Source organism: Prevotella dentalis DSM 3688 (genome assembly GCF_000242335.1).
GTDB lineage: Bacteria > Bacteroidota > Bacteroidia > Bacteroidales > Bacteroidaceae > Prevotella > Prevotella seregens.
This window is the reverse complement of record NC_019968.1, coordinates 487716-500626: the sequence shown is the minus strand read 5'-3', so window position 1 is coordinate 500626 and position 12911 is coordinate 487716. Positions and strand designations below refer to the sequence as shown.

The 12911-nt window shown below is 59.7% G+C and carries 11 protein-coding genes; 2 read left to right on the top strand and 9 right to left on the bottom strand.

Annotated elements, in window-relative coordinates; translation table 11 throughout:
• Nucleotides 1-76: 76 nt before the first annotated feature.
• From PREDE_RS09285 to PREDE_RS09260, 6 genes are read right to left on the bottom strand one after another with little or no spacing between them, the layout of a single operon-like run.
• Nucleotides 77-889: a hypothetical protein gene (locus PREDE_RS09285; protein WP_005846783.1), complete on the bottom strand. Its 813-nt coding sequence runs from the start codon at nt 887-889 to the stop codon at nt 77-79.
• Nucleotides 886-2907, bottom strand: coding sequence for a YgiQ family radical SAM protein (locus PREDE_RS09280; protein WP_005846782.1), 2022 nt, complete (start codon nt 2905-2907; stop codon nt 886-888). The genes PREDE_RS09285 and PREDE_RS09280 overlap by 4 nt, the downstream gene beginning before the upstream one ends.
• Entirely contained in the window at nt 2907-3239 is a 333-nt protein-coding gene (locus tag PREDE_RS09275) for a hypothetical protein (protein WP_005846780.1), read from the bottom strand. The genes PREDE_RS09280 and PREDE_RS09275 overlap by 1 nt, the downstream gene beginning before the upstream one ends.
• A 22-nt stretch (nt 3240-3261) precedes the next feature.
• On the bottom strand, nt 3262-6159 hold the full coding sequence (locus tag PREDE_RS09270) for a golvesin C-terminal-like domain-containing protein (RefSeq protein WP_005846778.1): 2898 nt from the start codon (nt 6157-6159) through the stop codon (nt 3262-3264).
• A 5-nt stretch (nt 6160-6164) separates the two neighbouring features.
• Nucleotides 6165-6719: a 1-acyl-sn-glycerol-3-phosphate acyltransferase gene (locus tag PREDE_RS09265; protein WP_005846776.1), complete on the bottom strand. Its 555-nt coding sequence runs from the start codon at nt 6717-6719 to the stop codon at nt 6165-6167.
• 44 nt (nt 6720-6763) lie between these two features.
• Nucleotides 6764-7036, bottom strand: a complete 273-nt coding sequence (locus PREDE_RS09260; RefSeq protein ID WP_005846774.1) for a hypothetical protein — start codon at nt 7034-7036, stop codon at nt 6764-6766.
• A gap of 183 nt (nt 7037-7219) precedes the next feature.
• Here PREDE_RS09260 and PREDE_RS09255 point away from each other — a divergent pair, with 183 nt between their 5' ends.
• Together PREDE_RS09255 and PREDE_RS09250 are read left to right on the top strand one after the other, a co-directional pair.
• On the top strand, nt 7220-8869 hold the full coding sequence (locus PREDE_RS09255; protein ID WP_005846772.1) for a diphosphate--fructose-6-phosphate 1-phosphotransferase: 1650 nt from the start codon (nt 7220-7222) through the stop codon (nt 8867-8869).
• Between the two features lie 128 nt (nt 8870-8997).
• Entirely contained in the window at nt 8998-9894 is an 897-nt protein-coding gene (locus PREDE_RS09250; RefSeq protein WP_015310415.1) for a glycoside hydrolase family 25 protein, read from the top strand.
• Between the two features lie 6 nt (nt 9895-9900).
• Here PREDE_RS09250 and PREDE_RS09245 read toward each other — a convergent pair whose 3' ends face one another.
• The 3 genes from PREDE_RS09245 to PREDE_RS09235 form a co-directional block, all read right to left on the bottom strand.
• Nucleotides 9901-11013, bottom strand: a complete 1113-nt coding sequence (locus PREDE_RS09245; RefSeq protein WP_005846768.1) for a zinc ribbon domain-containing protein — start codon at nt 11011-11013, stop codon at nt 9901-9903.
• A gap of 45 nt (nt 11014-11058) precedes the next feature.
• Complete coding sequence (locus PREDE_RS09240; protein ID WP_005846766.1) at nt 11059-11766, bottom strand: glycoside hydrolase family 25 protein; 708 nt, start codon at nt 11764-11766, stop codon at nt 11059-11061.
• Nucleotides 11767-12117: 351 nt separating this feature from the next.
• A complete protein-coding gene (locus PREDE_RS09235; RefSeq protein ID WP_005846764.1) occupies nt 12118-12909 on the bottom strand; it encodes a hypothetical protein in 792 nt (263 codons plus the stop codon).
• Nucleotides 12910-12911: the final 2 nt, after the last annotated feature.

The following is a 12911-nucleotide window of genomic DNA, read 5'->3' as shown; positions in this document are numbered from 1 at the left end:
TACACCTCTTTATATATATACCTGCCCGTTTGGATGAAAGTGTGCGGCCGGCTTGGGCGGCTGTGGCGGCGTGCCTTTACACGCCGAGGCGCAGGTAGGCGCGGTCGTCGAACGACTGGTTGCCCACCATGCGGCCCTTGGTGGCCTTGAAAGTGCGGATGCAGAACGGGTCGTCGTCGAGCTGGCGGCGCAGCGCGGCCTCGCTCTCGGCCAGCGTGGGGCAGAGCTGGGGATAGCCGTCGGAGGCCAGTACCACCTCGGTCGGCGGCTCCGGCACGGGGATGGTGCGCACGCCGGGCATGTGGATGGGGGTGCCGTCGATGACGGCGTAGGCCACGTTCTGCTGCTGCATGCTCCGGATGAGGTCGGGCAGAATCATGTCGCGGGCGTAGTCGTGGACGATGTTCATGCCGTCGAGCATGTGGTCTTCGTCGTAATAACATTGGTGGAAACAGGCTGCACGGCGGGCTGCCAGCGCGGCCTCGCCGGGCTTGGGATTGTCGAAGAACCGGTCTGCCACCATGCACTGGCAGTCGCCCACCATCCACACTTCGCGGTGCACCCGGCTGAAAATCACCGCGCTGGCGCAGAGCCGCTCGTGGGGCGGGATGGCCTCCGGGCCGCCCGGCGACTCGGGATAATGGGCTCGCAGCTGGGCTGTGAGGCTGAGGCAACAGTCGGCCAGCGAGGCGTCGGCCGGCATGCGGCGGATGAAGTCGGCCACGAGCAGCATGGCATAGCGGCCGTTGCGCATGTCGGGGCGCACGCGTGAGGGCGACTTGCTGGTGCTGCCGTCGATGACTGCCGCGAAGTGGGGCGTAAGGACGATGCCGTCTTCGCAGTCTTCGGGTGTGTGTTTGCCGATGAGGCACTGTTCGATGACGTTCACTTGCGGCGGCGTGGGTTGGGTTGGAAATTGGGGTTGAACGACTTGCGGCCCTGCCCGCCCGTCTGGTTCGCCCGCCCTTGGCGCGGGGCATGGCCTGGCTTGGCGTTGCCCTGTCGGCCTTGTCGGCGGCCGGCGGGCTCGGGAGAGCTGCCCGCAGCCTTGGCGTCGTAGTTGACGCGGCCGCGGAAAGGTACGCCGTCGTAGAGTTGTTTGATGAGATCGGGGCGGCCGATGCGCTTGAGCTCGTGCTCGATGTTGCGCCGCTCCTCGGGCTTGTACCAGAAGAAGAACTGCCGCTGGGCCAGTTTCTCGCGTGGAGTCTTGGCGCAGAACACGGGTTCGAGCGTATAGGGATCGAAGCCCGAATACCAGGCTTCGGTGCTCACGGTCATGGGTGTTGGCGTGAAGTCCTGCACCTGTTCGAGGTGGAAGTTCAGGTTCTTGGTGAGCACGGCGAGCTCGGCCATGTCCTCCTCCTTGCAGCCGGGGTGGCTGCTGATGAAGTAGGGGATGAGCTGCTGGTTGAGTCCTTCCTCGCGGTTGATGCGGTCGAAGATGCGCTTGAACTCGTAGAACTGCTTGAACGAGGGCTTGCGCATGAGTGCGAGCACGCGGCCGGACGTGTGCTCTGGGGCCACTTTGAGGCGGCCGCTCACGTGGTGGGTGATGAGCTCGCGGGCGTAGGCCATGGCTGCCTGGTTGGACTTCTCGTCCTTGCTGCGGTGCAGGATGAGGTCGTAGCGCACGCCGCTGCCGATGAAACTCTTCTTCACGCCGGGCAGTGCGTCCACGGCACGGTAGACCTCGAGCAGCTGGCTGTGGTCGGTGTTGAGGTTGGGACAGATCTCGGGATTGATGCACGAGGGCCGTTTGCAGTGCTCGCAGGCCTTGAGGTTGCGGCCGTGCATGCCGTACATATTGGCCGACGGGCCGCCCAAGTCGGAGATATAGCCCTTGAAGTCGGGCATCTGGGTCACCAACTTGGCCTCGCGCACGATGCTCTCCTTGGAGCGGCAGGCCACGAACTTGCCCTGATGGGCCGAGATGGTGCAGAAAGAGCAGCCGCCGAAACAGCCCCGGTGCATGTTGATGGAGAACTTGATCATCTCGTAGGCCGGGATGGTCTTGCCCTTGTATTTGGGGTGGGGCAGGCGGGTGTAGGGCAGTTCGTAGGTGGCGTCCACCTCCTCGGTGGTCATGGGAGGGTAGGGAGGATTCACCACGGTATATACATGGTCGACGGCTTGGAGCAGTCGTTGGGCGTGCATCTTGTTGGATTCTTCCTCGATGTGGCGGAAGTTCTCGGCCTGTGCACGCTTGTTGCGCAGGCATTCCTCGTGGGAGTGGAGCACGATGTCCTGGTCGGTGATGCCGCCGGGAATCTCTGCTTCGGGGCAGAGGAAGACCGTTTGGGGAATGTCGCGGATAGCGCGGATGGGCCGTCCCTCCTCCAGTTCGCAGCAGAGCTGCACGGTATTCTTCTCGCCCATGCCATAGAGGATGATGTCGGCACCGCTGTCGCAGAGGATGCACTTGTGCAGCCGGTCCTGCCAGTAGTCGTAGTGGGTGAGGCGGCGCAGGGAAGCCTCAATGCCGCCCAGAACCACGGGAACGTCGGGGAAGAGCTGTTTCAGGATGCGGGTGTAGACAATGGAGGGATAGTCGGGGCGCATGTCGTGGCGCGAGTCGGGGCTGTAGGCGTCTTCATGGCGTAGCCGGCGGTTGGCCGTGTAGTGGTTGACCATGGAGTCCATGTTGCCCGGACTCACGGCAAAAAACAGTCGCGGCCGCCCCAACTTCTTGAAGTCGCGGTAGTCGCCGTGCCAGTCGGGCTGTGGAACAATGGCCACCCGGTAGCCCTGGGCTTCGAGAATGCGCCCGATGACGGCCGCCCCAAACGAGGGATGGTCTACATATGCGTCGCCCGAGAACAGGATGACGTCGAGTTCATCCCATCCTCTCAGCTCGCATTCCTTGCGTGTAGTGGGTAGGAAATCTGTGAGTTGGTGTTGCCGCATCAGTCGCTTACCTCCTGCGGGTCGGCCTCCTCCTCGGTCTCCTGGTTGCGTTTCCAGTCGATATAGAGCAGGATAAGCTGGTGCAACCCGAAGGCTTTCATGTTGTTGTTGTAGATAACATCGAGGCAGAGGTCGAGCAACTGTTTGTCCTTGCCGGCTTCCGACCCGAGCATGGAGCGCACGTTGAGCTTCAGTTTGTCGAGCACGTCCTCGTCGATGATGCCGTTGCTGTCGATGAGATTGCGCAGCAACGAGTACTTGTCTATGGTCTGGAGGTGGGCCTCGCTCACCTCAATGCTTCTGGTTCCGGAGTGGTTGGCTTGAATTTTCATAAGTGTCGGTGTTTGTTGAAAGTTATTTCAGGAGATAGTTCATGATGCCCTGCATGAGGCGGTTGCGCATGGCGGGGTCGGTGATGCACTCAAATGGGAAGCCCATGACGAAAGTGCGGCCGCGCGGCCCGTCGTAGGCCGTGGCTGCAGTAAGGCCGTTGCTGTACTGCATGGCGCAGACGGCGCCGCCCGAGGGCTGCAGCACGTTGGCACGAGTGGCGGCGTAGTGGTCGGCGTTGAGCAGTCGGAAGAAGTCGAACGTGAGGCCCAGACCGTTGGCTCCACTGATGGAATCGGTCTTGATGGACGTGCCGGGGCTGGCCTTAAGCGTCTGTGCGAGCCAGGCGGCATCGGTCTCACTGCTCATGTCGGTACCAATGTAGGCTCCGCTGGCCAGCACGCAGCCGCCCCCGGCAGTGTAGGCCGAGAGCTTGGACTGGAGCTGTGCGGGGAACGTCTTGTCGTAGGCCAGCGCATCGGGCATGTAGCGTTGCAGGCCGAGTATCAGGTCGACGGCCGCATAGCGTTCCAGCCGCACCTTGCCGGTCTCCACAGCCCGCGAGGAGCAGCTGGCCACATTGTACTTGCGGGCCGAGGCGATGGCTGTGGCATGGGCCATGGTATAGTTGAAGTCGTTGCCCGCAATGAACTTGCCGGCCAGCTCGTTGCCGCCGTAGCCAAGGCCTCCTTCGCCCTCGATGCCCATGTGGGCACGGTCGAAGTCGCTCTGCAAGCCGCACCAGCCGGCCGTCACACCGCGTGTCACGCCAGGGTCGGCATCGAGGTCGAAGCCCTGCTGCGTGTCGTTGTTGACCACGGCCGGGGCCGAGAGCCGCTGGAAGCCGTTGACCACCAGCACCGTCTGTGTGGCACCCGGCTGCACGCAAGCCGACACCACCTCCGAGGCGAAGCTCTCGCCGCCGCGGTTGGCCGCCGACACCTTGAAGTGGTAGGGTATGCCCGGTTGCAGGTCGACGGTGGCGGTGGTGCCTTTCACCTTGCGGCCGTTGTCGAACCCTCCGTTGCCGATGGCTGTGTACAATATATAATAGGTGGGGGTGGCCGTGGGTTCCTGCCGGTCGGGTTGCATGGTCCACGACAGTTGCGCCTCGTTCCTTGCCAGCTCCACACTCACGGCAGTGGGGGCCAGCGGGGCTATCACCGTGGCGTGGCCGTGCATGCCGTTGACGTAGCGGGCAATGGTTTTATAGATGGAACGGGCCAGCGTGAACTTGAAATGCGGGTCTTGTCCAAGCAGCATGTCGGGGAAATTTTGGTGCGACATCGTTTCCAGAATGGCCGCCGGCACTTCGGGCAAACGGGTCTCCGAGTAGTTGCGATCCCATAGATAGCGGCGCGCCCAGCTCTTGTACTGGTAGCTTAGGTCGCGTGTCACGCCCGAGAGCAGCTCCTCGGCGAAGAGCTTTGACGCCGTGCGCGAGATGCCGGCGTCGAGTCGGCCGTCGTTGAAGTCAGTGGTGCAGATGGCCAGAGAACCGACAAGTCCCACGCCGTCCTTGGCGTAGCCGGCATCGCTGTGAACGGCCAGCGACAGTTCCATGGGCACTTTCTTGCCCGACAAAGTGGGCACAAAGACGGAGCCTCCGGCCAGCCAATTGAGCATGCGCGAGCGGGTGTTGATGTCGTCGGCATAGTCATCCGTGCCGTTGCGACCGCCGTAAACGGTATAGGGCGCCCCCGCCCACTGGGCCCAGTAACGGGCTCCCTCGATGGCGCGCGGGTAGCCGCTTGTGGTGCCGCCGCGCTCAATATTGCCTATGCCGCCGCCAAATCGCACGGCATCGGCCGTCACCACGCCGTGGTGCCGGCTCTGGTTGGTGAGCATCACACAGTTGTCTATGTGGTCGCCCTCGCCGAAATCGAAAGTCCCCAAGTAGACCCACGTGCCGCCACCCATCTGCTGATTGACGCGGAACTCGGTGGCCTGGCCCTTGTGGAACACGGTGTAGTGGGCGTCGTCCACGCTTCCAGGCACCGTCTGGTAGCTCACGTAGACGGCGTATCGGCCCGCCTTGATGAAGTTGGGTTGCCATTTTGCGTAGGCCTTGCCGTCTTTCTTGGTGGTCTTGATTTGCCTGGAACGCCCGGCGGCAAAGGGATTTTCGCCGTCCAGATAGCTGCCGGCATGGGCCGCGAAGCCCGACGCGGGGGTGTAACTCCACGCGCCGCTTTCGGCGTATTCCCGGTAATCGTTGGGCAAAGTGTTGAGGCCGCCGTCGGGATCGACGATGTATTCCCACGCCTGCCAGTCGCGTTCGCGTGGCGTGAACACCACGGCCCCGGCCTTTTCGAGCATCGGAATGAGGTAAGGCACGACGATGGTCTGGGTGAAAAGGTCCTCTGTCGTGCCGAAGATGATGGGTCGCTGCCACTTCCAGAGTGCTTTCTTGTTGTCGTAATAACGGCCGTGCGAGGCCCAGACGGTGAGGTGGCGGTTGTACAAGCCGTGGGTGAAGCGTGTCGGTGCAGAGGCGTTTGACACCCAGGGCCGGCCGTCGTAGTCGGTGCGTCCCCAGAGCGCGTGTCCGTCGGCATCGCTCAACACATGGCCGGGCACATACTGTTCGATGAGCATGCCGTTGGTCGTCACACGGAGTTCGTAGCCGCTATAAGGCTTCACGAGGGCGTGCTTCACGTGCTTGTAGATTCTGCCCACCTGCTTGTTGGTGAATTCCTGCTGTGCGAAGGCATCGCTGGTGGCCACCGTCACACGGCGCATCTTGTCGTCGATGGTCAGCGACTGGAGCCGCGGCTGCTGGCCGAAGTCCGTATTCCGCGCCGTGTAGGTCAGGAAATAGTCGTTGAGAGCCTTCTCCATCTTGTGGCGCAAGACGGAGTTTTGGGCCCACCCGCCGATGGCAAAAACCAGGAGGCAGCCCGCCAATCCTATTTTCCGCATGATGGTTATAGCTCGCCAATGGTGAATTTCTCGGGGTTCTTGCCCTTGAAATCCTTGAAATACAGTTTTGTCTCGCGCATTTCCTGCTCGATGTCGCCTGTGGGAACGAAGCTCCGGGTACACCGAATGAGCTTCCGTTCATAGTCCACTCCGTAGAGCAGCACGGGAATCTGGGCCTTCAAAGCGATGAAATAGAAGCCCTTCTTCCACTCGGGATTGAGCGACCTTGTGCCCTCCGGCGTGATGCAAAGCTTGAACTCTTTGCGTTGCTGTGCGGTGTCGGCGAGGTTGTCGGTCATGCTGGAATGGCGCGAACGAAACACAGGAATGCCGCCCATGCGCCGGAAAACAGGCCCCAACGGCCAGAAAAACCATTCCTTCTTCATCAGGAAATTGATTTTCAATCCTCGTGACCGCATGTAGAGTTGACCGATAAGAAAGTCCCAGTTGCTGGTGTGCGGGGCCAGGCAAATGATGAATTTGTCGGGGTGGCCGACAGTAACTTCCGCCTTCCATCCCCAGTGTTTGAACAGAAGCCAGTTACAAAACTGCTTGAACATAATGTCTTGATTAAGTCGCTGCCAGGCGTGCAGCCCGTGCGGAGTTATCCTAAATTGCCGATCTGGTCAATCACATCGGCCACCTGATGGTCGAAGTCCGTCGTGAGTTGGTGGTAGTAAACCTTGGGCGACATGCCGGGTTCGGGGTGCGAGATGCGCCTCACGAAGTCGTTGCGCATGACGATAATACCCGAGAGCAGGCTTTCCCGGTTGTCCTTATTGTCCGCTGCGCCGTAAAGGGAAGCGGCGACAGCCTCTGCGAACAAGTCGCTGCAAATGCCGTCTATCAAGTGCTTCAAGTCTCTTTTCTTTGCCATAGCTTGTGAATTGATGTTCTTTGATTCGATGTCCAAAGATAAATAAAAAAGCGGATATGCAAGCACAGGCCTTTAAAAATATTGTGAAAAAGGGGTTTTCTTTCTCTTTTCTTTCCATATTCAACGGAAAAAGCGTACTTTTGCAGTAGGATATACTATTCATTAAATCATAAATCACAGAACATGAAAACGAGTCTTTTGCAGAAAGCGCGTGCTCAGTATCAGCCCAAACTCCCGAAAGGGTTGCAGGGAGCCGTTAAGGTTAAGGAAGGTGCAGCCACGCAGAGCGTTGGCGATCAGGATGAAATCAAGAAGCTTTTCCCCAACACGTATGGCATGCCCATCATAGAGTTCGTGCCCGGCGAGGAGTATGCGGCCCGTGAGATGAACGTCGGCATCATCCTCTCCGGCGGTCAGGCTCCCGGCGGTCACAACGTCATCTGCGGCATCTTCGACGCTGTGAAGAGACAGAACGCCAACAACAAGGTGTACGGTTTCCTCATGGGCCCCGGCGGTTTGGTGGATCATGACTACATCGAATTGACGTCCGACTATGTGGACAAGTACCGCAACACCGGTGGTTTTGACATGATTGGCTCCGGCCGCACCAAGCTGGAGAAAGAGGAGCAGTTCGAGAAAGGCTTGGAAATTATCCGCGAGCTTGGCATCAAGGCCGTGGTTATCATCGGCGGCGACGACTCCAATACCAATGCCTGTGTGCTGGCCGAGTACTATGCTGCCAAGAACTACGGCATCCAAGTCATCGGTTGCCCCAAGACGATTGACGGCGACCTGAAGAACGCCCAGATTGAGACGAGCTTCGGTTTCGACACGGCTACCAAGGTGTATGCCGAGCTTATTGGCAACATCGAGCGCGATGCCAACTCTGCCCGCAAGTACTGGCACTTCGTGAAACTCATGGGCCGCTCGGCCTCCCACATTGCGCTGGAGTGCGCTTTGCAGACCCAACCCAACATCTGCCTCGTGTCCGAGGAGATTGAGAAAGAGGACATGACGCTCAACCAGATTGTGGAACAGATTGCCACGGCCGTGGCCCAGCGTGCCGAGGCCGGCAACAACTTCGGCGTGGTGCTCGTTCCCGAGGGCCTCATCGAGTTCATTCCGGCCATCGGCCGCCTCATCGACGAGCTCAACGACCTGCTTGCCGCCCACGGTTCCGACTACAAGGATCTTGACAAGGACGCCCAGCACGCCTACATCCTGGCCCATCTGAGCAAGGAGAATGCCGACACATTCGCCACCCTGCCCGAGGATGTGGCCCGTCAGCTTTCGCTCGATCGCGACCCCCACGGCAATGTGCAGGTGTCGCTTATCGAGACTGAAAAGCTGCTTTCCAACATGGTGGGAGCCAAGCTCGACGAGTGGAAGAAGGAAGGAAAGTACAAGGGCAGCTTCGCCTCGCAGCACCACTTCTTCGGCTATGAGGGCCGCTGCGCAGCCCCCTCCAACTTCGATGCCGACTACTGCTACGCTCTCGGCGTGAGCGCCGCCAACCTCATTGCCAACGGCAAGACGGGTTACATGGCCATCGTGCAGAACCTCTCGGCTCCCGCCGAGGACTGGAAGGCCGGCGGTGTGCCCATCACGATGATGATGAACATGGAGCGCCGCAACGGTGAGATGAAGCCCGTGATTCGCAAGGCCCTCGTGGAACTCGACGGTGCCCCCTTTAAAAAGTTTGCCGAGAAACGCGACGAATGGGCCCGTGAGACCTGTTTTGTCTATCCCGGTCCTATCCAGTACTGGGGCCCTTCTGAGGTTTGCGACCGTGAGACCCGCACGCTGGCCTTGGAGAACGAGGCCAAGAAGTAAGCCACACCACGGGCGGCAGCCGGGCCGCGAACCCGGCTGCCGCCCCGCTTGACACTGAAAGGGACACTCCGTCGTGCGTGCACGGATGGCGTGTCCCTTTCCCAATCCCTATCCATCAACCGGTCATCATGAGCAACAGGAAGCCCACACGCCATCGTAAGTCGCCTGGCCAGCACCGCCGTCGTGTCCCGCAACGACATGTCCGCCCGCTGGCTTCCCTGTTCCATCCCTCTCTGTTCAGAAAGCGGATTAGCTGGACTTGGATCTTCGGAGGCGTAGGCGTGATGGCTTTCTACGTATGGATATTCTACTATTTTTTTGTCGGCCCCACGGGTTTCCGCTGGCGCGCGCTCTACGGCGACGCCAAATATCCTGCGGGTTACGAGATTCACGGCATCGACATCTCCCACTATCAAGGCGACATCGACTGGGAAGTGCTGAGCTCAAATGCCGTCATCAACGGCAGTCCGCTGCGTTTCATCTTCATCAAGGCCACCGAGGGCTCCTCGCGGATAGACCCCAACTTCAACGACAACTTCTACCAGGCGCGCGAGTATGGCTTCGTCCGCGGCGTGTATCACTTCTGGACCAACAGCTCGTCGGCCCGTTCGCAGGCCTATCATTTTCTGAAGCAGGTGCACCTCGAAGACGGTGATCTGCCTCCCGTGCTCGACATCGAGCACAAGCCCAAGAACCAGAACGTGGAGGATTTTCAGCGCGACGTGCTCACTTGGCTTCACATTGTCGAGGACAAATACCATGTGAAGCCCATCATCTACACCTATTATAAATTTAAGGAAAGCTACCTCAGCGCACCCGTATTCGACGACTATCCCTACTGGATAGCCCACTACTACGTGGACAAAGTGGAGTACAAGGGGAAGTGGAAATTCTGGCAGCACACCGACACGGGCGTACTGCCAGGCATCAAGGGGAATGTGGACCTGAACATCTACAACGGCACTTACTACGACCTCAAGCAGCTCGCCATCGGCGGGAAAGAGGAAGTGGAGACGGCTGAATAGGCTGCCTTATTCCAGAATCTTGGTCATCGACATGGCCGAGATGAGCCCGTCGGGGCTGATGGTGGCCTTAACGCGGTAGTTGGCCTCCTTTTCTTTGCTGGCGTCGGTGCGTTCCATGGTCTGCCGTGCCGAGAAGTTCACGGTATATTCGTACTGTTCGTCGCCCACCTCTTTTTTGTCTATCTTGTAGTCGTTGTTCAGTCGCCAGTTCATGTTGGTGATGTCGTCCTTGTAGATTTTGTTCATGAACGTCAGCACGTCGGCCTTGGTGGCGTCGGTCTTGCCCAGAAAGTTGGTGAGCAGCGGGGCCACGGTGGCCTGCAGGTCGCTCTCGCTGCGCGAGTTGATGCTCTGGAAGAAGTGGCGCAGGATGGCGGCCACCATGGATTTCTCCTCGGGCTGCACGGTGTTGGCCTTCAGCTTCTTGATGGCCGTGTTGGCCTCGTCCACGTGTTCGCCGTTGGGATGTTGCGTGAGGTAGAGGTTCATGGCCCCCATCGTGTTTTCGTTGCTGGCGTCGCTCCAGTCTATGGAATCAATCTTGTGCTGGGCCTCGAGCTTGTGCTCGGAGTCGGGATGCTTCATCAGATAGTCCTCCAAAGCCGCCTTGGAACCCGAGACCACGGCGTTGGTCCAGTCGTTGTCCTGCTGTTTGAGCTGCTCCAGCCGTGCCGTGATGGCGTCGCGGTGGGCCTCGGGTGCGTCGAGGTTGGTGTCCAGATAAGTCTGCAACACCAGCGGGTCGTCGCTCTTCATGGCAAACTCGTAGGCCTCTTCCTCCTTCGAGGTCTTGGCGTTGTTGTAGAAATAGAAGCAGATGGCACATACCAGCAGGGCGAAGACGAAGCCGGCGATGATGGCGGCGTGCCCTTTCTTGCGGGGTTGCTGCGGCTGTGCGGGCTGGTCGTCGTGGGGTGCGGGTGCGTCGCTGTGGCCCGTCTGGTCGGAGACACGCGTCTGGTGGTGGCAGTTGGGGCACACCTCCTGGTCATTGAAATACACATCGCCACACTGTGGGCACCGGATGATCTTGCCCGCAATCTGCACGCCGCAGTTGGGACATGCGGGAGCCTTGTCACTGATTTGTCGTCCACACTCTGGACATTTGATAATCGCCATGATAACTATAGATAATGATTTGTTCGTTTGGATGTCTACGTTTCCTTACCGGTGGCGGAAGCGTATCTCGCGCAACTTGTGGTCGCCCATGAAGCGGCTCTTGTCCACGTAGCCGTTGATGCCGTTCAGGCGACCCTTTCCCGTGTATTGCCAGAGCACGAAGTCGAGGTCGTCTTTCAGCGTGGGCTCCCGCTCGGTGTACTGTGCAATCATCACTTTGTAGTCGCCGAGCAGCCCCAGCAGGTAGTGGTCGTAGAAGTTGGCGCCGGTATAAATGAGCGGCTTCTGCTTGTAGGCTTGTTCCATGAGCCGGAGAAAGGTGAACAGCGAGTCGCGAAATTCCTCCACGCCGAGCCCGCTGCGCGTCTCCACATCGACCATGGGCAGCAGGTCCTGGTCGTCGGGCCGGCACTGGGTCATGAAGTTTTCGAGCTGTGTCTGCTGGGGTATTCTGGGCCGGTAGAAGTGATACGACCCCACCTTGAGCCCGTAGCGGTGGGCCAAGTCTATGTTTTGCTTGTATTTTTCGTCGATGCGATTGCCCCCCTCCGTGGCCTTGAGATAGACATAAGCCATCTTCGATTCGCCCACGGTTTCCCAGAACACGTTGCCCTGGTAGTGGCTCAGGTCAATGCCGTGAATGTGTGAACAGGTGTCCTCGCACTCCACACGGTCGCTCTGTGCCGCGGCCGTCGAGGGCGACAAGAGGGTGAGGAGCAGTATGTTGAGCATGAAATAGAGAATGCGCTTCATACTGCAAAGTTAGCCAAAACTATCAAGACTGCCGCATGCACGCCGTTTTTTATAAGATTTTTAACCCCTCTTGTCTTCACGCCGAGCCCGCCGAGCCGCGGAGTTTTCACAGCTTTCCTCTTTCAACTCTGCGTCTCTGTGTATGAGTGTGCCGTCTCTCGTCTTCACGCGGAGTCCGCGGAGTCGCGGAGTTTTTAGGTCTTGGCTCCTTTTACTCCTCGTCTCTGCGTGTGAGCGCGCCCTTTCTTGCTTTCACGCGGAGTCCGCGGAGTCGCGGAGTTTTTACACCTTTCCTCTTTCAACTCTGCGTCTCTGCGTGAGTCCACTCTCTCGCGCCGGCCTCTGTTTGCTCTACTCTTCGATTTCTTGCAGCGAGCGGGCGAAGTTGTTGAGATAGTTGCTCACGGTCTCGATGGGGGCGTAGGTGAGGTAGCGTAGGCTGCGGCGCAGGTTGCGTCGCAGCAGTCCCGAGTTGTTTTGCACGAATCCCGACCGGCTCTGTCGGAAGTGCCACTCCTCCGCCGTGTCGCTGGCCGTGTGCACCACAGAGCGCAGCACCAGCTTGTTGGCCGCCGGCTCCTCGTGCGTCACAAAGGGCAACTCGTCTATGTCGAAGCCGAACACGGCCATGAGCATGCTGCCCTGCAGCTGTGCCATGCGCCGGATGTGGAGCCGTCGCAGCCAGTCGTCGAGCTTCACGAAGTCCACTTTGTCGCCCTTGTTGCGCAGGTAGCTGCCCAGTTGGATGAGTCCACTGAGCATGGTGCCGCGGTTGAGCATGGTCGAAACGTTGCCCACGATGATGCGCAGCACCTCCAGCGACCCCACGTTGGTGTCGATGGCGTGGCGCTCGGCCTCCACGATGCGCCGCAGCCGGCGGTTGAGCAGCCCGTTGCTCAGGCGTGGCGGCTCCGAGCTGTCGGGCGTGGCGGCATGCTCGTCGACGAGCCGCCGGGGTATGTTCATCCGCTCGTCGTACTGATGGTTGCGCACGCCGCGCTGGGCTGCATGCTCCACATGCTGCACGCGCACCATCTGGAACAGCCGGTCCCACTTGAAAGCCGACATCGGCTCCAGCGGCTCGTACTCGTTGAGCGCCCCCGAGCGCAGCAGGCGGAAGAAGTTGCGCATGATGATGTTCATGG